At 66.6% G+C, this 17748-nt stretch carries 17 protein-coding genes, 1 other RNA gene and 1 pseudogene; 10 read left to right on the top strand and 9 right to left on the bottom strand.

Annotation, left to right across the window (positions count from 1 at the left end; genetic code table 11):
- The first annotated feature begins 145 nt into the window (after positions 1 to 145).
- Positions 146 to 1009 (top strand): SMP-30/gluconolactonase/LRE family protein, encoded by an 864-nt coding sequence (locus tag HR9077_RS16675; RefSeq protein ID WP_136068309.1) that lies wholly within the window; start codon positions 146 to 148, stop codon positions 1007 to 1009.
- A 161-nt stretch (positions 1010 to 1170) separates the two neighbouring features.
- The gene (locus HR9077_RS16670; RefSeq protein WP_136068307.1) at positions 1171 to 1626 is read left to right on the top strand and encodes a hypothetical protein; all 456 of its coding nucleotides are present in this window, start codon (positions 1171 to 1173) and stop codon (positions 1624 to 1626) included.
- Positions 1627 to 2103: 477 nt separating this feature from the next.
- Here the strand turns inward: HR9077_RS16670 and ssrA are convergent.
- Positions 2104 to 2482: a transfer-messenger RNA gene (gene ssrA / locus HR9077_RS16665) on the bottom strand.
- A gap of 60 nt (positions 2483 to 2542) precedes the next feature.
- Complete coding sequence (gene smpB, locus HR9077_RS16660; RefSeq protein ID WP_136068305.1) at positions 2543 to 3022, bottom strand: SsrA-binding protein SmpB; 480 nt, start codon at positions 3020 to 3022, stop codon at positions 2543 to 2545.
- A 132-nt stretch (positions 3023 to 3154) separates the two neighbouring features.
- On the opposite strand from smpB, the gene HR9077_RS16655 reads away from it, so the two are divergent.
- Together HR9077_RS16655 and HR9077_RS16650 are read left to right on the top strand one after the other, a co-directional pair.
- Positions 3155 to 3592 (top strand): type II toxin-antitoxin system RatA family toxin, encoded by a 438-nt coding sequence (locus tag HR9077_RS16655; protein ID WP_136068303.1) that lies wholly within the window; start codon positions 3155 to 3157, stop codon positions 3590 to 3592.
- Positions 3579 to 3908 carry an RnfH family protein gene (locus HR9077_RS16650; RefSeq protein WP_136068301.1) on the top strand — a complete coding sequence of 110 codons (330 nt, stop codon included), beginning with the start codon at positions 3579 to 3581 and terminating at the stop codon, positions 3906 to 3908. Before HR9077_RS16655 ends, HR9077_RS16650 begins: the two co-directional genes overlap by 14 nt.
- Positions 3909 to 3949: 41 nt before the next feature.
- Here the strand turns inward: HR9077_RS16650 and HR9077_RS16645 are convergent, their stop codons facing one another.
- Positions 3950 to 4396 (bottom strand): outer membrane protein assembly factor BamE, encoded by a 447-nt coding sequence (locus tag HR9077_RS16645; RefSeq protein ID WP_136068299.1) that lies wholly within the window; start codon positions 4394 to 4396, stop codon positions 3950 to 3952.
- A gap of 72 nt (positions 4397 to 4468) precedes the next feature.
- Here HR9077_RS16645 and fur point away from each other — a divergent pair, with 72 nt between their 5' ends.
- On the top strand, positions 4469 to 4918 hold the full coding sequence (fur, locus tag HR9077_RS16640; RefSeq protein ID WP_136068297.1) for a ferric iron uptake transcriptional regulator: 450 nt from the start codon (positions 4469 to 4471) through the stop codon (positions 4916 to 4918).
- A 105-nt stretch (positions 4919 to 5023) separates the two neighbouring features.
- Here the strand turns inward: fur and HR9077_RS16635 are convergent, their stop codons facing one another.
- Positions 5024 to 5818, bottom strand: a complete 795-nt coding sequence (locus HR9077_RS16635) for an SDR family oxidoreductase (RefSeq protein WP_244613312.1) — start codon at positions 5816 to 5818, stop codon at positions 5024 to 5026.
- A gap of 508 nt (positions 5819 to 6326) precedes the next feature.
- Here HR9077_RS16635 and HR9077_RS16630 point away from each other — a divergent pair.
- Positions 6327 to 6542, top strand: a complete 216-nt coding sequence (locus HR9077_RS16630; RefSeq protein WP_136068295.1) for a hypothetical protein — start codon at positions 6327 to 6329, stop codon at positions 6540 to 6542.
- Positions 6543 to 6582: 40 nt separating this feature from the next.
- On the opposite strand, the gene HR9077_RS16625 is transcribed toward HR9077_RS16630, so the two are convergent.
- Entirely contained in the window at positions 6583 to 6774 is a 192-nt protein-coding gene (locus tag HR9077_RS16625; protein ID WP_136068293.1) for a hypothetical protein, read from the bottom strand.
- Positions 6775 to 7234: 460 nt separating this feature from the next.
- On the opposite strand from HR9077_RS16625, the gene ybiO reads away from it, so the two are divergent.
- Entirely contained in the window at positions 7235 to 9589 is a 2355-nt protein-coding gene (gene ybiO, locus HR9077_RS16620) for a mechanosensitive channel protein (RefSeq protein ID WP_136068416.1), read from the top strand.
- Between the two features lie 151 nt (positions 9590 to 9740).
- Entirely contained in the window at positions 9741 to 11396 is a 1656-nt protein-coding gene (locus HR9077_RS16615; RefSeq protein WP_136068292.1) for a dihydroxyacetone kinase subunit DhaK, read from the top strand.
- Between the two features lie 86 nt (positions 11397 to 11482).
- On the opposite strand, the gene HR9077_RS16610 is transcribed toward HR9077_RS16615, so the two are convergent.
- From HR9077_RS16610 to hemC, 4 genes are read right to left on the bottom strand one after another with little or no spacing between them, the layout of a single operon-like run.
- Complete coding sequence (locus tag HR9077_RS16610; protein ID WP_136068290.1) at positions 11483 to 12706, bottom strand: heme biosynthesis HemY N-terminal domain-containing protein; 1224 nt, start codon at positions 12704 to 12706, stop codon at positions 11483 to 11485.
- Positions 12703 to 14217 (bottom strand): uroporphyrinogen-III C-methyltransferase, encoded by a 1515-nt coding sequence (locus HR9077_RS16605; protein WP_136068288.1) that lies wholly within the window; start codon positions 14215 to 14217, stop codon positions 12703 to 12705. The genes HR9077_RS16610 and HR9077_RS16605 overlap by 4 nt, the downstream gene beginning before the upstream one ends.
- 6 nt (positions 14218 to 14223) lie before the next feature.
- Positions 14224 to 15012 (bottom strand): uroporphyrinogen-III synthase, encoded by a 789-nt coding sequence (locus HR9077_RS16600; RefSeq protein ID WP_136068286.1) that lies wholly within the window; start codon positions 15010 to 15012, stop codon positions 14224 to 14226.
- Positions 15012 to 15944 carry a hydroxymethylbilane synthase gene (gene hemC / locus HR9077_RS16595; protein WP_210725950.1) on the bottom strand — a complete coding sequence of 311 codons (933 nt, stop codon included), beginning with the start codon at positions 15942 to 15944 and terminating at the stop codon, positions 15012 to 15014. Before hemC ends, HR9077_RS16600 begins: the two co-directional genes overlap by 1 nt.
- A gap of 267 nt (positions 15945 to 16211) precedes the next feature.
- Here hemC and argH point away from each other — a divergent pair, with 267 nt between their 5' ends.
- Positions 16212 to 17615, top strand: coding sequence for an argininosuccinate lyase (gene argH, locus HR9077_RS16590; protein WP_136068282.1), 1404 nt, complete (start codon positions 16212 to 16214; stop codon positions 17613 to 17615).
- Positions 17612 to 17737 (top strand): annotated as a pseudogene (gene lptM, locus HR9077_RS22395) (LPS translocon maturation chaperone LptM); the annotation flags it as partial. The gene argH and the pseudogene lptM, both read left to right, overlap by 4 nt.
- Positions 17738 to 17748 lie beyond the last annotated feature (11 nt).

The following is a 17748-nucleotide window of genomic DNA, read 5'->3' as shown; positions in this document are numbered from 1 at the left end:
GGCGCGGCATGCAGCGCGATTCGGCTCGGCAAACGGTGTCCATACTTAGCACTTCCGCCAAAAGCTGTCATCCGCGTGCGTTCTCATCAGGGCTCGCTTGCGGCACTCTAGTGCAACGCGCTTGCACCGTCTCGACGAGGAGCCCATGACCGCACAACCGCAAAACCTCTGGAACGCCCGCACCCGACTCGGCGAAGGACCGTTGTGGTCCAGCGAGTATCGCTGCCTGCTGTTCGTCGACATCCTTGGCAGCCGCCTGCTGAGCTACGCCCCCGACAGCGGCGAGACGCGCAGCTGGCCGCTCGAAGAGGCCTGCTGCTGGCTGGTGCCGCATGCCGGGGGCGGCTTCGTCGCCGGGCTGCGCTCGCGGCTCGTCCACCTGACCCTGGACGACGGCTCGCCACGTATCCTGGCAACCCTCGCCGAGCCGGTCGCCGAAGCCCCCGGCCACCGCCTCAACGACGGCAAGGCCGATCTCCGGGGTCGACTCTGGTTCGGCAGCATGGACAGCCAGGAGCAGGCGGCCAGTGGCCGGCTGCTACGCTTCGACCAACGCGGCCTGCACGAGATGGACCGCCCCTATACGGTGACCAACGGTCCGGCGATCAGCGCCGATGGCGGAACGCTCTACCACACCGACAGCCCGGCGCGCACGATCTACGCCTTCGACCTTGCCGACGACGGCACGCTCAGCAACAAGCGCCGGCACCTCCGGTTCAGCGAGGAGGACGGCTTTCCCGACGGCATGACGCTGGACGCCGAAGGCGGCCTGTGGGTCGCCCACTGGGAGGGCGCCCGGGTGAGCCGCTTTCTCGCCGACGGTCGCCGCGACCGGGAGATTCGACTACCGGCTTCGCGCGTCACCTGTTGCGCCTTCGGCGGCGACGATCTCGCCACACTGTATATTACCACCGCAGCCGAGGGCTGTGAGGCACAAAGCCAGGCCGGCGCCCTGTTCGGCATACGCCCCGGCGTCCGGGGCCTGGCGCCTGGCGCCTACCGCCCATGAGTGGAGAGGCTTTTCGGCTCGGTCGAAGGCACAAAACTCGCAAAGGTTAACCCATGATCAGGTACAGGGGGGCCATGCCGGGTTACTTTCAAGGGTTCCCGGCGGCCGGGCGCTCCGACTACCGGGGAACAAGGAGCAAGATTACCGATAAGGAGGTCACCATGACCGAGCAGAACGATTACCTTGCAGACGACGCACGCCAGGTGGAGCCCGGCGAGCTGGTCGCCTTCGATGTGCCGATCCTCAGCTCGAATGCCCGCGCCAAGGAAATCGGCGAGATGCTGCGTTTCCTGCAGGACGCCGCCGCCTTTGGCGCCGCACCGTACATCGCGCGGGTCCGCTACGATTCCACCGGTGGGGTATGCCACATCGACGTCGACGAGACCGTCTCGTTACCCGAACGGGCCCGGCATCAGCTGCTCGGCGCGGCACGCAAGCATCTGGCGCGCTTCACGCTCTGTGGCGTCAACGAGCTCGGCGAGTCGAGAGCCCGCATCGAGCACCCCGACGATACCTCCGGCTACCCCCAGGCTGCCGACAACGATGACGCGGTCACCGGGAACCCCGGCCCCGCCGATACCCTGACCGACCCGCTTCGCGACGGCAGCGCATCCTGACGCCCCGATGCGCGCCTGCTCTCCCCTGCGCCCCGCGCCGCCAGCGGGGCGCCTTGAGGGCCAGCGGCCCCCGACCCATGGCAGATCTCGCGCAAGCGATGTCCGTGATCTCTTACACGCAAACGCAACGCAGGTTAATTGCCCGGAAGCGCAGGGCTTCCAGACTATGCGTGGTGAGCAAGGACACACTCACTACAGGGACGAACGAGCTACGGATGGCTCGACCAGGGATGCGCGGGCAGGAGGCCCGCGGAGGCAGCAAGGAATGCACGGCGCCATGAGCCCGGCCAATACGGTCGGGCTCATTTTTTTGCACCGCCGTCGACGCGCCGCCATGAACGTGGAAGGCACCAGGCTGGCCTTGCCCATCCATACGGCGGGAGGCAGGCGAAACGCCCGAAAAGCTGACCACGGCACGCCCGAACCATGCCCGGAAACGAAAAAAGCACCCGCAGGTGCTTGATTCGTATGCTTGAGTGGTGGAGGCGGGGGGAATTGAACCCCCGTCCGCCGGCACTCGCCCATTGGCTCTACATGCTTAGTTCCGTCTTTTGTTTTAGCGTTACTGGCTCCGACGGGCAGGATCCAGCAACGCGAGCCTTCTTAAGTTTGACGATTGACGCGAAGGCGCCGCCAACCGCGATCCCATTACTTTGCGCTCGTCTCCCGTCCACGATGAATGGGCACATCGCTTCGGGGCCAGGCTAACACTAGCAGGTTTTAAGCTGCCAGCGCGCCCTGAGCGTAGTTTTCGTCGTTTGCGACTATTTAATCGTGATGTTGGATTTACGAGATACATCACGCTCTCGGCATGCACCTCAGGGGTTGTCACCGGCGTCGAAGCCATGTCGCCCCCATAACGCGCAGATCATACCAGAGTATTTTGCTCAGGTACAACCTGCATCGGCCGTCTCTCTCACTTGTTGTCGCGCATGATGCGCGCCTTCTGACGGTTCCAGTCGCGCTCCTTTTCCGTGGCGCGCTTGTCGTGCTGCTTCTTGCCCGTGACCAGCGCCAGCTCGCACTTCACCAGGTTCTTCTTCCAGTACAGCTTCAGCGGCACACAGGTATGGCCCTTGTCCTGCGTCCGCGAGAAGATCTTGGCGATCTCCTTGCGATGCAGCAGCAGCTTGCGCGTGCGCGTCGGATCGGCCAGCACATGGGTACTGGTGGTATTGAGCGGCATGAAGTGACTGCCCAGCAGCCAGGCCTCACCGTTCTTGACCAGAATATAGGTGTCGGTCAGCTGGGCCTTGCCGGCGCGCAGGCTCTTTACCTCCCAGCCCGCCAGAGCCAGGCCCGCCTCGAAGGTTTCTTCGATGTGGTATTCGAAGCGCGCCTTCTTGTTGAGAGCGATGGCACTGCTGCCCGCCTTGTTGGCTTTTTTCTTGCCCATGGATCCTCGTATGTCGCTATGCGGTGACGCCCAATAGGCCCCACATGGGGTGAGGCATGATATCCTTCAAGGGCTTGGCGAGATAAATCGCCATGATACGCTCCAGTTTCAGGGAAGTCAGCGGAGAGGTACATGCCCACGGTCAATCGGTCCGCATTGGTGCGACATTCCGCCCAGGCCATGTTCGATCTGGTCAACGATTTCGAGCGCTACCCGGAATTTCTACCGGGCTGTCGGCGTACCCGACTGATCGAACGCGACGCAGAGCACCTGGTCGGTGAGCTGACGCTGGCCAAGGCCGGTGTCGAACAGAGCTTCACCACGCGCAACGACCTCTACCCGCCCGAGCGCATCGAGCTGTCGCTGGTCAGTGGTCCGTTCAAGCGCCTGCAAGGCCAGTGGCTGTTCACGCCGATGGGCGAGGACACCTGCAAGGTGTCGCTGGAGATGAGCTTCGAGTTTTCCAACCGCATACTCGGCATGGCGTTCGGCAAGCTGTTCAGCCAGGTGGCCAGCCAGCTGGTGGATGCCTTCACGCGGCGCGCCGATGATGTCTATGGTCGCTACTGAACCCCACGACGAGCCTGCAGCAATCAATGTCGAGGTAGCCTTCGCGCTGCCCCAGCGCCAGCGCATCGTCGCCCTGACGCTGGCCGCCGGGACAACGGCCCGCGAGGCGGTGCGGTGCGCGGAACTCGGCCGCCATTTCCCCGAACTGCCGGCATCGACCTTTCTCGAAGCCGAACTGGGCATCTTCGGCAAGGTTCTGCGCGAGCCTCACAAGCATGTACTGCAACCCGGCGATCGGATCGAGGTCTATCGACCGCTGCTCATCGACCCCAAGCAGGCCCGTCGTCAGCGCGCCGACCGCTCTTCCGACCGATAACCGGCCCGGGGCAGCTTCTCGCCCGGGCAGGCAGGTGGCGGCTACTCGGCCGCTCCAGCTCCCAACGAAGTACGCCCGGGCGTCGTGTCGATGACGTTGCCCGGCGGCGCGTCCTCCTGCATCGCCGGACCCGGCCCGCTCTCCGGCTCGAGATCGACGTCGGTATCGATCTCGCCAAAGGTCCGCATGTCGACCAGGCGATCATTGTCGAAAGTGAGCGTCAGACGCTTGTAGATGACGTCGCCGTAGGCCTCGTCGAGGCGAAACACGTAGTCCCACTGGTCATCGTCGAATGGCGTCTCGAGCAACGGACTCCCCATGACATACTGGACCTGCTCACGGCTCATGCCGGGTTCGAGCTGCTCCAGCATGTCCTCGGTGATCAGGTTGCCCTGGGGCAGGTCGCGCTTGTAGACGCCGAGGTAGCTACAGCCACTGACGAGCACCAGCGCGAGGGAAAAGATGACTGTTTTGATCAGGTTTTGCATTTGGTCCCGTTCTTCACTATCGTTGCTTTGGTCGATCATAACCGACCCACCACGATACTGCGAAGAGTAACCATGGCCGACCAGAACCATGAATTGCGCCGGGCAGGACTTAAAGTCACGCTTCCCCGCGTCAAGATCCTGCAAATCCTCGAAAAGTCCCGGGACATGGAGACTCATCTCAGCGCCGAGGACGTCTACAAGGCGTTGCTGGACGCCGGTGAAGATGTCGGTTTGGCAACCGTGTACCGCGTACTGACTCAATTCGAAGCCGCTGGCCTGGTCATCCGCCATCACTTCGATGGTGGCCATGCCCTGTTCGAGGTTTCCCAGGAAGAACATCACGACCACATGGTCTGCCTGGAAAGCGGCAAGATCGTCGAATTCTACGACGAGGCCATCGAAAGGCTCCAGCACGAGATCGCCGAAGAGCATGGCTTCGAGCTCGTCGATCATGCACTGGTGCTTTACGTGCGACCCAAGGGTTCCAAGGTCACTCGTCAGGACGGCAGCAAGAAGGCCTGATCGGTTGACCCAGCCGCCGGCGATGGTCATCGCCGGCGGCTTCCGCATGTCCGATGCCTGCCGGCCCACCGGTTCCGCAAGGCCACGCCATCTGGCCGTCCGACCTCAATGGCCGCCGGGGAAATTCTCGGAATGCCGCCCCTCCCGCTTGAGCGTCTCTCCCCCGTCGACGAACAGCGTCTGCCCGGTGACAAAGCGATTGTTCAGCAGATAGTCGAGCGCCTGTCCCAGTTCGGCCAGCTCACCCTGGCGTGCCAGCGGAATGCCGTCGCGCCGCCAGGCCAGATAGTCGTCGCCGCGCACCAAGGCCGGCAGCACCACGCCTGGCGCAATGGCGTTGACGCGAATGCCTGGAGCGAGCTCCAGGGCCGCCATGCGGGTCAGTTCACCGAGGCTCTTCTTGGCGAGCAGGTAGGCTGCGTAGGCCGGCTGGTTGAACGCGATCTTGTTATCCAGGATATTGACGATGCTCCCCTCGCCGATCTCGTTGGCGAAGCTGCGCGTCAGTCGGAACGGCGCAAACAGATTGACGGCGAACTGCTCCTCGAGAAGCGGCCCCGAGGTCTCGACAATAGCGGCTGCCGCGTAAGCCGAGGCGCTGTTGACCACGAGGCAAAGCGCCGGGAAGTGCGCCTTGGCGCGAGGGATGAGCGCCTCGACGTCGCCTTCGCGAAAGTCGCAGGGCAGGCACTCGCAGGCTCGCCCCATGTCACGAACGAGCGCGGCCACCTCGCTCGCCTGCTTGTCGGAATGATGGTAATGCAAGGCGATATCGTAGCCCTGCCGCGCCAGGTGTATCGCAAAAAAGCGGCCGATTCGGGTTGCCCCACCGGTAACCAGTGCGGCCTTGCTGAGGGTTTCGATGCTGCCACTCCCGGGATCGCTGGATTGAGTCGTCAAATACCTTCACAACATACCCAGCCACCCCGACGCCAACAAGCCTTACCGTGCGCTGGCGGCCAGCAGCTGGCCGATGGCCTCCGCGGCATGGCCTGTCGCGGAGCTGGCGACGGGCTCGTACTCATGGTGACGGCACTGCGGGCAGGCAGGGGGCATGGCATGGCGAGCATGCTGGATATAGACGAGCGTCCAGCAATATCGACAGACATGTAATGACCGATCCCCTTCCATCTTCGCTTCCTCGTTCGTCCCGGCAATGGCACCAGTGCCAGTTGCAGTGTGGCAGCGCCCGCCGAGACTCGTCGAGATGGAAAATGCCCGCTATATGAGCGAGAGTTCAAGCCACACTCGCAGCGTGTTCGGCTCCTGCACGGCGTGACCAGGAAAGCCATGCTTTATGTGTCATGCCGGGCTAATCGGCGCTCATGGCCACTGGCCGTTGCGCTTCGATACACGGCCGCCCCTGTGCCACACTCGGACTACATCCTGCCAAGGAGGCAAATCAGCGATGCTCAAGAAAACCATCACCTGGCGCAAACTTCCGGATCCTCACAATGTCGAGGCGCCGAAGTACGAGGTCTACGACAGTGACACCGGCGCCACCATCGGCGTGTTCGATGACCGCGAGGCCGCCGAGGATGAAGTCGCCCGCATGAACCGTTCGGACGTGGAAGGCCTCGAGAAGCAACATCGCAAGAAGGATGCCGACCCGGCCGACAGCTGAGAACGCCGGTCGGTCACTGCAGCCGCCGCCCGGCCAACGGTCAGGAAGCCAGGCGGGCCGGGCGCTGCGTGACGCTGTCGCGCGCCAGCACTCTTTCGAGGTCGTCGCCGTGGCACTTGAACGCCCCGCACTCGGCGCAGCGAATGGTCTGATCGGTCTCTTCGAGCGTCGGCAGCATGAAGCGCTCGCCGTTACAGACGTTACAACGCAATTCCAGCGTGACTTTCAACATGGGTGATCCCTTCCCTTTTTCGACTGTCGCCATTGCATTCGGCCCGGTTCGGCGGCCCTCGCCGGGCCGACACGCCCCTGCCGGTGCCTTGCCCCTTGCAGCCGCACACCAGTTATCGGCCGATCGTGAAGGCCTTGTGTGTCTATCGGCTCATGTACAACATGCGTATAATAATTTCACCGACTCTGCCAGACAATGCGCCCCGAAGCCGTGCTGGCCCACTTTGAAGCCGACCGTTCGCGACCGATTGGCTGCGGGACGCCAGATGCCGGGTCCTAGACAGGGTAGCGAATGACAGAGAATCTTGCCTGCCCCTTCACCGAGCTGGCCACGCCTGGTAAAGGTTCTTCAGCGACACCCGACAACCAGCCGGCAGACCAGTGCCGCCGTTACATGGAGGTTCAACGTGCTGAAATCGCGCAATATCCCTTGGTCAGGCTGCTGGCTGGCCCTGGCCCTGATGCTGTTCTGCGCCCTGCCGGCATTCGCTCAGCAATCCTCCAGCGCCGTGGAGCCGTCGCAACCGGAACAGTCGGTGCCGGCCTACGCCACGCTCGCCGATCTGCTCGAGAATGAGACGTCGCGGCAGCGCCTGATCGAGGAGTTGCGCTCGCTGGCCGAGACGACCACGCCGGGCGAACAGGCGCTGCCCGCCGAGGCTCCCAGCGCCGAGGCCGTGGCCGACCAGGCTCCCAGCAACCAGCGTCCCGAGCAGGTTTCGCTGGCGCGCCGGCTGGCCGTCATGACCAGCAGCATCGCCGGCGATATCGGCGGCCAGTTCAGTGCCCTGGCCGGCGCACTGGGCGGGCTCTTCGCGCCCCAGGCCGATGCCGGCCCCGGTATCGATACCGCCGCCGCGCTCTCCGCGGCCGTCAACCTGGGGCTGGTCATCGTCGCCACCTTCGTGGTGTTCTTCATTCTGCGTCGCCTGGGCCACCCCCTGTTCTCGCGCATCAGCCAGTGGTCGCAGGCAAGCAATGAGCGCAGCGCTCTGCTACGCCTGGTCGGCGCCGTGGCCATCGCCGCGCTGATCGACATCATCGTCGTCGCGCTGGCCTATGTCGGCGGCAACCTGATCGCCACCTTCGCCATCGGCGACAGCGGCAGCCTGTCGACCCAGGCCTCGCTGTTTCTCAATGCCTTCTTGATCATCGAGCTGGTCAAGGCAGCGATCCGCATGCTGTTCTCATCGCACTACGATGGCCTGCGGCTATTGCCGACCACCGCCGACGAGGCGAAACACTGGAACCGCTGGCTGGCCACGCTCACCGGCTTCGTCGGCTACGGCATGCTGGTGCTGGTGCCGATCGTCAACTTCAACCTGTCGCCGGCGCTGGGCCAGGGCATCGGCCTGGTCATCATGCTGCTGGCATTCGTCTACGCCACCCTGATGGTGCTCAAGAATCGCGCCAAGGTGCGCGCCGCCCTCGAGGCCAAGGCCGAGCAGGCCACCATGAGCCCCAGCCGAGTGGCCCTGCGGCTGCTGGGCAAGCTCTGGCACCTGCTGGCCATCGCCTACTTCCTGGTGGTCCTGCTGGTCAGCATCGTTCGCCCCGAGGACGCCCTGCCGAGCGTCGCCGCGGCGACCCTGCAGACGCTGATCATCGCCGGGCTGGGCCTGCTGCTTTCGGGGGTGCTCACCCAGCTGATCGGTCGGCGCATCACGCTCTCCGACGACCTGCGGCGCAAGCTGCCCAAGCTGGAGACGCGGCTCAACGCCTATATCCCCACCTTCCTCAAGGTGATCCGCGCGATCATCCTGATCGCGGTGATCATGCTGGTCCTCAACGCCTGGGGCGTATTCGACCTGGTCGCCTGGTATGCCACCGACGCCGGCCGCGGCACGATCGGCAAGCTGATCGACGTGATCATCATCCTGGTGGTCGCCTGCACGCTGTGGATCGCCCTGGCCAGTCTCATCGAGCATCGCCTCAATCCGGAGACCGGCACCGGCGAACCCACGGCTCGCGCCAAGACGCTGCTCAGCCTGTTCCGCAACGCCCTGGCGATCGCCCTGATCACGTTGACCGCGATGATCGTGCTGGCCGAGATCGGCATCAACATCGGACCGCTGATCGCCGGCGCCGGGGTGCTGGGCCTGGCGATCGGCTTTGGCGCCCAGAAGCTGGTTCAGGACATCATCACCGGGGTGTTCATCCAGGTGGAAAACGCCATGAATACCGGCGACGTGGTCACCGTCGGCGGCGTCACCGGCACCGCCGAGCGGCTGAGCATTCGCTCGGTGGGCATCCGCGACCTGGCCGGCACCTACCACATCGTGCCGTTCTCCAGCGTCGACACCGTCTCCAACTACATGCGCGAGTTCGGCAACCATGTCGGCGAGTACGGCATCGCCTATCGCGAGAGCATCGACGACGCCATCGCCCAGCTGGAGCTCGCCTTCGAGGATCTCAAGGCCAGCGAGGAGCACGGTCACAAGCTGCTGGCACCATTGACCGTGGCCGGTGTGGTGGCCCTGGCCGACAGCTCGGTCAACATCCGCGTGGTGATCAAGACCACGCCGGGCGACCAGTGGGGCGTGGGCCGCGCCTACAACCGCCTGGTCAAGCTGCGCTTCGACGCCGCGGGCATCGAGATCCCCTTCCCGCATACCACGCTGTACTTCGGCGAGGACAAGGATGGCGGCGCGCCGCCGGCCAACATCCGGCTGGTCGAGGAACGTCACCAGGCCGTGGATACCCGCCAGGAAGCGGACGCCTCCAGCGGCGCTGCGGCGCCACCGGTCTACCGGGTCAGCGATCCGTCTCACCGCAAGCCCGACAGCGACGACGTCGACGATCCTCAGGAGCGCTGACGCTCGGCAGCGCCTCGTCGGCCGCCCGCTTCGCGACGGTCCTGGCAGTACCGCGAATCCCGCCTCGAGGCGGGATTCGCGTTTGTGGTGCCATACGAGAACGGAAGGCACTACCCTTTTAGGCGCCCCTTGCTATGGACCAGGAGCCTTCATGAAGCATTTCTACAATGCCCCGGACGATCTCGTCGCGGAAATCCTCGAAGCCGAGGCGTACCTGGGACCCGTGCGCCTTTCCTCCGCGGCGAGCGGCATGCGCCTCGTGCTGCGCGCCGACTGGGACAGGCAGCGCCAAGGCGACAGCCAGGTGGCCGTGCTCTCGGGTGGTGGTTCGGGACACGAGCCCGCCCATGCCGGCTTCGTCGGCGAGGGCATGCTGACCGGCGCCATCGCCGGCAGCCTGTTCGCCTCGCCCAGCGTCGAGGCCGTGCTCAGCGGTATCCGCGAAGTCTGCGGCCGGGCCGGCTGCCTGCTGATCGTCAAGAACTACACCGGCGACCGGCTCAATTTCGGCCTGGCCGCCGAGCGGGCGCGTGGCGAAGGGCTCGCTGTCGAGATGGTCATCGTCGCCGACGATATCGCTCTGCCCGATACGCCGCAGCCCCGCGGCATCGCCGGCACCGTCGTCGTGCACAAGGTCGCGGGCTATCATGCCGCCCAGGGCGAACCGCTGGCCGAGATCGCCCGCCTGGCCAGCGAGGCCGCCGGGGGAATGGCCTCGCTGGGCATGGCGCTGCGCGGTGCGAGCCTGCCGGGCCAGGCGACCGACGAGCGCGCGCCGGAACTCGGCCTGGGCATCCACAACGAGGCCGGCGCCCAGCGCGTCTCGCCGGGCACCGCCGGCGAGGCACTGGCCAGCGTGCTGAGGCCGCTGCTGGCGACGCTCCGTGAGCGTCATGGGTCACAACCGCCAATGATCGCCCTGCTCAACAACCTCGGCGGCTGTGCCACCCAGGAGATGGCGGTGCTGGCCCAGGGTCTGCTCGCCGAGCTCGGCCCCGAGCGCCTGCCGATGCTGATCGGTCCCGCACCGCTGATGACCTCGCTCGACATGCATGGCTTCTCCATCACCCTGATGCCGCATGGCGAGGCGCTGGCCACGGCGCTGAGCGCGCCAACCACGGCGCCCGGCTGGCCCGGGGTACGCCAGGTGCGCACGCCGCAGCGCTTCGAGCCCCGCAGCGTCCAGCAGGCCAGCGCACTGGCCGACGGCGCCCCGCAGGACGCCGCCACCGCTCGTGCGCTCCAGCGGGTCCTCGATGCGCTGAGCGAGGCCCGCGAGACGCTGGACGCCCTGGATGCGCGCAGCGGCGACGGCGACGCCGGCAGCAGCCTGGCCAGCGGCGCCGGGTCCATCGGCAAGGCCCTGCGGGCCGGCCGCCTCGACACGCAGGATCCCGCCGCCATGCTCAACGGGATCGGCGAACTGCTGGCCCGCGACATGGGCGGGTCCAGCGGCGTACTGCTGTCGATCCTGGCCACCGCGTCGGGTGCCGCCCTGGGCCAGGGCAGAGCCTGGGGCGAGGCCCTGGGCGACGCCGTCGAGCGCATGCAGCACTACGGCGGTGCGCGCCCGGGGGACCGGACCATGATCGATGCGCTGATACCGGCCAGCGACGCGCTCGAGGCGGGGCAGGCAATGGCCGATGCCGCCAGGGCCGCACGCCAGGGCGCCGAGGCGACCGCCGGCATGAAACAGGCCGGTGCCGGTCGTTCGGCCTACGTTCCCGAGGACGCCCTCGACGGCGTCACCGACCCGGGCGCCGAGGCGGTCGCCCTGGCCTTCGCGGCGCTGGCCGATATCAACTGATCGATCGGCCCTCGTAAGTAGCCCCGCACATACGCCCGTCATAAAAAAAGGGCGCCCTCGGGCGCCCAGGAGAGCATTCGTAGCGATCAGGGATTCTGATCGCTCGGCTGGGGCAGTGCCGGTAGCGACTTGTCGAGCAACTCGACGCTCTGCCGGTAATACAGCTGGCTCTTGTTGTGCTCGCCGAGATTGGCGAACAGCCGCGCCAGCTCGGCGCACACCACACCGCTGGGGCGCTGGCGCTGACTGGCCTCGAAGTACTCCTGCGCCTTGCCCCAGTAGGCGTTGCGCAACGACAGGCGCCCCAGGGTCAGCAGCAGGTCGGGGTCGTTGGGACGCTCCTGCAGCCACTTCTCGGCATAGGCCAGCTGGCGGCCGGCATCGACGTTGAGCAGCCCGTAGCGCAGCACCAGGCGGTTGTCCCAGCGCTCCTTGAGGGTCTGCCGCAGCAGACGTTCGGCCAGGGCCTCCTCCTTGCCGCGCACCAATGCCTCGGTATACAGGGCGACCAGCTCGACCTCGTTGCGCAGATGATCGGGCATGTCCGCCCAGAGATTGCGCACCCGCTCCAGGTCGCCGGGCGGCCGGGCCGCCTGCAGGATCAGTTCGCGATAGGCGCGCTGCTCGAGCTCGCGACGCTCGTCGTCGCTGACCAACTGCTGGCGGGCCAGCCGCGGCATCAGGCGACGCAGCCCTTCCCAGTCGTTGACGCTGAGGTAGGCCTGCTTGAGCAGCTTGAGCACCTGGGGATGCTCGGGCAGCTGCTTCTCGAGACGCGTCAGGGTCGCCAACGCCTCCTCGAACTGCTGACGATCGAGCATCAGTTGCGCCTGCACCAGCCCGACCGCGGTCTCGGCGCCCTCGGTGCTGAAATGGGCCCGCTTGAGCAGGCTGTCCGCCTGCTCGTAGCGCCCCTGGTAATGCGCCGCCAGCGCCGCCGACAGATAGTTCACCAGCGGCGTGCTGGAGTCGTCGGCGGCCTTGGTCAGCGACTTCTCGGCGCGCTTCCAGCGGCCCTCGGCGAGCGCCACCAGTCCGCGCACGGTGCGCCGCATGGCGTTGCGGTTGCGGGTGCGGCTGTTCCATACCTTGAGCCGGCTGACCGGGCGCCGCAGTCGCGTCAGCAGCCGCAGCAGGAAGTGCAGGACCAGGAACGCGGCCAGCAACAGGATCAGCCCGAACCAGAACGAGGTCTGGAAGGAGGTGTCGCCGACCCGGATCAGCCAGTAGCCGGGCAGCGACTTCATCAGCTGGCCGAACAGCGCGCCGATGGCCAGGCCGAAGACGACGATCAGGACGAACTTTCTCATGCCGCGTCGCTCCCGGCGTCATGGCGACGCTCCATGATCTCGCGCAGCTGCTGCAGCGACGCGCTGATATCCGGCAGCTCGGGGTGCACGTTCCTGTCGGCCAGGGTGGCCAGCCGCTCGAGCGAATTGGCGACGCCCTGATTGCCGGTATCGTAGTAACGCTCGATCAGCTTGCGCGCCTTGTCGAGGCTCGCCGCGTAAAGCTCGGCGTTGCTCTGCAACAGCGCCAGCTGGGCCTGCTCGAGCTGCAATCGCACGTTCTGGCGCAGGTAGGATTCCTGCTCCGGGGTCATCAGCGCCTCGAGCGCCTGGTCGTGCTTGCGCACCACCACCAGATCCTTGAGTTCCTGACCGAAGCGCGACAGCTGCTGCCGCCAGCCACCTTCCATCGGCGAGGTATCGCCGGCCTCGGCGGCCTGCTGCTGGACGTCCTGCTCCAGCGGCAACCGGGCGAGCTGCTCCTGCTGGGCCATCAGCTCCAGATAGAGCCCGGTGCGGTCGACCTGAGCGACCGAATCGAGCGCGCCGATCTCCGACTGGATGGCCCGCCGCACCGGCGTCAGCGCCGGATTGTCGATCTGCGCCAGACGCTCGTCGGCGGTCTCGAGCAGCGACATCGCGCCCTTGACGTCGCGCTCGAGCTGCAGCCGCTGGTTGGCGAGACGCAGCAGGTACTCGACCTCGGCGAGGCGCCATTCGCTGGTGTCGGTCTGCTGCTTGCTGGCGAGCTGCTCGAGCACCTTGTCCAGGGTGGCGTTCATCTCCTCGCGGTACTGCTGGAAATCGTCGCGCAGCGTCTGCATCGCCTGCTGGCGTTGCTGGTCGCCATCGCCGAGCTGCGACTCGAGCCGGGAGATCGCCTGGGCATTGCCTTCGATCTGCGTCAGGCGCTGCTGCTGGGTCTGGAGTTTCTGCCAGCCCCACCAGCCGCCCAGCAGCACGACCAGCGCCAGGATGATCACCAGTGCCAACGCGATGCCTCCGGCCTTGCCGCCATTGCCGGACCTGCCACCCGGCGGCTTGCCACCGGAACCGCTGCCGCCGCCAGGCTTGGCGGCCGCGCCCGCCGCAGTGGATGTAGCGCTATCGCGCGAGCCGGCGGGCTTGTCGGCTGGCGTCGAGGACGGGGCGGATGCCGAGCCAGACTTGGCATCGCCGCCGGACGGCGACTTGTTGCTGCCCTTGTCCTTGCCCGAATCGCTCTTGCCCCTGCCAGCATCGGCGCTCTTCGTCGTCTCGGCGGCCGGTCGCTTGCTCGAGATGTTCGCGCTGTCCGGGCCAGCGGAACTGCCGGACGGGGCCCTGGCGGCCGACGTGCCCTGCTCCGGCTTGTCTTCGCCGGACTTCGACGCCGCGGTGGGCTGCTCGCCGCCCGACGACGTCGACGCGTCCTGATCGGCGCTCGCCGGGGCGTCGGCCGGGCGCCGGGACGCCTCGTCCGCCTTGCCCTTGTCCTTGCCCGCGCCTGAAGACGCACGCTGTCCGTCCTGATCGTGCTCTTGCTTACTCATCTGTCGCTAGCCCTTTTCAAGATCGTCATGATCGGCGCCGTCCAGGTCGCAGGCATCGGCCACCGCTGTCGCCAGCGCGGCCGGGGAGGCGCCTCGCGCCACCCGGGGGCGCAGAAAGCCCAGCGTGTCGGCCAGTGTAGCCAAACGCCGACTGGAAACGATTAGCGGTTGGTTCAACGCACCCGCACCACACCATCCTGCCAGATGTTCGAGCAGTTCGCCGCTGGTGACCACCAGCGCGGCGTAATCGCCGCCGGCCAGGAGCCGCTCGCCCGCCCCTTCGGGGGGACGCATCAGCCGCCGGTAGAGCGCCAGCCGGGTCAGCCGCGCGCCGCGCCGGGTCAATTCCTCGGCGAGCCGCTCGCGGCCGCCCTCGCCGGCCGCCAGCAGCACCCGCTGCTCGGCGAGACACTTAAGCGAGGGTAGCGCCAATAGCGCCTCGCTGGTGCTGCCCTGTTCGCTGGACGGCAGATGCACGCGGACACCCAGCCGCTCGTTGAGAACCTGGGCACTGCCCGTGCCCAGCGCATAGAAGCACGGACCCAGCGGCAGCTGCGGCCAGTAGCGATCGAGCCCCTCGGCCAGGCACCCCGCGGCGAAGGGGCTGGCCACCACTACCCGCTGAAAATTGTCGAAGTCGAGCCATGCCTGGCGCACCGCCGGCGTCTCGTCGAGCGTCTCGAGGCGCATCACGCCGAGCGTTTCTACCTCGGCGCCACGCGCCTCCAGCGCCCGGCGCAGCGGCGGGGCGCGCTCGCCGGGCCGGGTAATCACTACCCGCGGGCGCGGCTGCATCACGCCTCGCCGTAGACCTGGGCGAGGATCTCCCCGGCGCCCTGCTCGAGCAGATCCTCGGCGACCCGCACGCCGAGGGTTTCGGGCTCGTAGACCGAGCCGCGACCTTCGGCCCGCAGCACCCGCGAGCCATCGGGCGTCCCCACCAGCGCGCGCAGCCACAACGTGCGGCCCCCCTCCTCGAGCACCGCGTGACCGCCGATGGGGACCTGGCAGCCCCCCTCGAGCCGGGTGTTCATGGCACGCTCGGCACGCACCCGGGTGGCGGTCTCGGCGTGATCGAGCGGTGCCAGCAGCGCCAGCAGTTCGGGATCGTTGGTCCGGCACTCGATGCCCAGCGCCCCCTGGCCACAGGCCGGCAGGCTGACTTCCGGCGGCAGTTCGTAGGTGATCCGCGCGTCCAGTCCCAGCCGGCGCAGCCCGGAGGTGGCGAGGATGATCGCGTCGAAATCGCCGGCATCGAGCTTGCCCAGCCGGGTCTGGACATTGCCGCGCAGGCTGAGCACCTCGAGATCGGGGCGCGCCTCGCTGATCTGCAGGCCCCGGCGCAGGCTCGAGGTGCCCACCCGGGCGCCCTCGGGCAGCGCTTCGGGGCCGGCGTAGTGATTGGAGACGAAGGCGTCGGTGGGCTCGGCGCCCTCGAGGATCACCGACAGGCCGAGCCCCTCGGGAAAGTGCATCGGCACATCCTTCATCGAGTGCACGGCGATGTCGGCGCGCCCGTCGAGCATGGCGTCCTCGAGCTCCTTGACGAACAAGCCCTTGCCGCCGACCTTGGCCAGCGGCGTATCGAGAATCTTGTCACCCTTGGTGGCCATCGCCACCAGTTCCACGTTCAGTTCCGGATGGAGGGCCATCAGCCGGTCGCGCACATGTTCGGCCTGCCACATGGCCAGGCGGCTCTTGCGGGTGGCGATTCGAAGGGTCGTCATGGTCGGCACTGGGCTCTCCCGGCGCGAGCCCGGCACGGGCTCGGTGAAATTAGGCGCGATGAGCGGCTCATCGATGAAGGCCGCGCAAAAGGCGGCGAATCGATCACCAGCGTCTGCGGCATGTATGCCGTCATCATAAAGCAGTCGTCAGACAAGGAAAATCGCTCGTCCGGACGCCGCCGGGCGGGCCGCCCGCTCGCCTGCCGCGCTGACTCTGGTACACTCGGAACACAACGTTCTCGTGACCATGCAGGATCCGCAACCCCGATGAGCCAGCACACCAACCAGTCCTGGGGTGGCCGCTTCAGCGAACCCACCGATGCCTTCGTCGCCGCCTTTACCGCGTCGATCCCGTTCGACAAGCGTCTCTATCACCACGATATCCGCGGCTCGATCGCCCATGCCACCATGCTGGCGCAAGTCGGCGTGCTGACCGACGACGAGCGCGACAGCATCATCGACGGCCTGAAAGCCATCGAGGCGGAGATCGAGCGCGGCGAGGTCGAATGGTCGATCGCGCTCGAAGACATCCACATGAACATCGAAGCGCGCCTGACCGACAGGATCGGGGTCACCGGCAAGAAGCTGCATACCGGACGCTCGCGCAACGACCAGATCGCCACCGACATCCGTCTCTACCTGCGTGACGAGATCGATGCCGTGGCTGCCGAGCTCTCACGCCTGCGCGGCGGCCTGATCGAGCTGGCCGATCGCGAGGCGGATACCATCATGCCCGGCTTCACCCACCTGCAGACGGCGCAGCCGGTCACCTTCGGTCACCACCTGCTGGCGTGGCAGGAGATGGTCGCCCGCGATCACGAGCGACTGCTCGACTGTCGCAAGCGGGTCAACGTGCTGCCGCTGGGCGCCGCCGCGCTGGCCGGCACCACCTATCCCATCGACCGTCACGTCACCGCCGAGCTGCTGGGTTTCGAACGCCCGGCGGAAAACTCGCTGGACGCGGTCAGCGATCGCGACTTCGCCATCGAATTCACCGCCTTCGCCAGCATCCTGCTGATGCACCTGTCGCGCATGAGCGAGGAGATGGTGCTGTGGGCCAGCGCCCAGTTCGATTTCGTCGATCTGCCCGACCGTTTCTGCACCGGCTCGTCGATCATGCCGCAGAAGAAGAACCCCGACGTGCCGGAGCTGGTGCGCGGCAAGACCGGGCGCGTCTATGGCCACCTGATGAGCCTGCTGACGCTGATGAAGTCCCAGCCGCTGGCCTACAACAAGGACAATCAGGAGGACAAGGAGCCGCTGTTCGACACCCTCGACACGGTCAAGGGCTGCCTGCGCGCCTTCGCCGACATGATCCCGGCGCTCGAGGCCAAGGCCGACAACATGCATGAAGCGGCACGGCGCGGCTTTTCCACCGCCACCGACCTGGCCGACTACCTGGTACGCAGGGGCGTGGCCTTCCGCGACGCCCACGAGATCGTCGGCCAGTCGGTGGCCTACGGGCTCGCGCAGGGCAAGGATCTCTCCGAGATGACCCTCGACGAGCTCCGTCAGTTCTCGGAAGCCATCGGCGAGGATGTCTTCGAGGTCCTGACGCTCGAGGGCTCGGTCGCCGCGCGCAACCATATCGGCGGCACCGCACCGGACCAGGTTCGCGCCGCTGCCCAGCGCGCCCGCGACGCCCTGGCCACGCAGGGAGACGCCCGATGATCGCCCCCCGCATTGTACTCGGCAGCGTGCTGGCCACCTGCGTGCTGCTCGCCGGCTGCGGTCAGAAGGGCCCGTTGTACATGCCCGGCGACGAGCAGGCCGCCGAACAGTACGATCCGGCCGACGCCTACGA

It is taken from the genome of Modicisalibacter radicis (assembly GCF_900961225.1).
Lineage (GTDB): Bacteria > Pseudomonadota > Gammaproteobacteria > Pseudomonadales > Halomonadaceae > Modicisalibacter.
This window is presented reverse-complemented; position numbering and strand designations above follow the sequence as displayed.

What these genes read in the sequence shown, in the direction of transcription:
- HR9077_RS16675 (WP_136068309.1), top strand. Translation starts at nt 146, where the DNA reads ATGACCGCACAACCGCAAAACCTCTGGAACGCCCGCACCCGACTCGGC.
- HR9077_RS16670 (WP_136068307.1), top strand. Translation starts at nt 1,171, where the DNA reads ATGACCGAGCAGAACGATTACCTTGCAGACGACGCACGCCAGGTGGAG.
- smpB (WP_136068305.1), bottom strand. Translation starts at nt 3,022, where the DNA reads ATGGGCAAGAAAAAAGCCAACAAGGCGGGCAGCAGTGCCATCGCTCTC.
- HR9077_RS16655 (WP_136068303.1), top strand. Translation starts at nt 3,155, where the DNA reads ATGCCCACGGTCAATCGGTCCGCATTGGTGCGACATTCCGCCCAGGCC.
- HR9077_RS16650 (WP_136068301.1), top strand. Translation starts at nt 3,579, where the DNA reads ATGGTCGCTACTGAACCCCACGACGAGCCTGCAGCAATCAATGTCGAG.
- HR9077_RS16645 (WP_136068299.1), bottom strand. Translation starts at nt 4,396, where the DNA reads ATGCAAAACCTGATCAAAACAGTCATCTTTTCCCTCGCGCTGGTGCTC.
- fur (WP_136068297.1), top strand. Translation starts at nt 4,469, where the DNA reads ATGGCCGACCAGAACCATGAATTGCGCCGGGCAGGACTTAAAGTCACG.
- HR9077_RS16630 (WP_136068295.1), top strand. Translation starts at nt 6,327, where the DNA reads ATGCTCAAGAAAACCATCACCTGGCGCAAACTTCCGGATCCTCACAAT.
- HR9077_RS16625 (WP_136068293.1), bottom strand. Translation starts at nt 6,774, where the DNA reads ATGTTGAAAGTCACGCTGGAATTGCGTTGTAACGTCTGTAACGGCGAG.
- ybiO (WP_136068416.1), top strand. Translation starts at nt 7,235, where the DNA reads ATGCTGTTCTGCGCCCTGCCGGCATTCGCTCAGCAATCCTCCAGCGCC.
- HR9077_RS16615 (WP_136068292.1), top strand. Translation starts at nt 9,741, where the DNA reads ATGAAGCATTTCTACAATGCCCCGGACGATCTCGTCGCGGAAATCCTC.
- HR9077_RS16610 (WP_136068290.1), bottom strand. Translation starts at nt 12,706, where the DNA reads ATGAGAAAGTTCGTCCTGATCGTCGTCTTCGGCCTGGCCATCGGCGCG.
- HR9077_RS16605 (WP_136068288.1), bottom strand. Translation starts at nt 14,217, where the DNA reads ATGAGTAAGCAAGAGCACGATCAGGACGGACAGCGTGCGTCTTCAGGC.
- HR9077_RS16600 (WP_136068286.1), bottom strand. Translation starts at nt 15,012, where the DNA reads ATGCAGCCGCGCCCGCGGGTAGTGATTACCCGGCCCGGCGAGCGCGCC.
- hemC (WP_210725950.1), bottom strand. Translation starts at nt 15,944, where the DNA reads ATGACGACCCTTCGAATCGCCACCCGCAAGAGCCGCCTGGCCATGTGG.
- argH (WP_136068282.1), top strand. Translation starts at nt 16,212, where the DNA reads ATGAGCCAGCACACCAACCAGTCCTGGGGTGGCCGCTTCAGCGAACCC.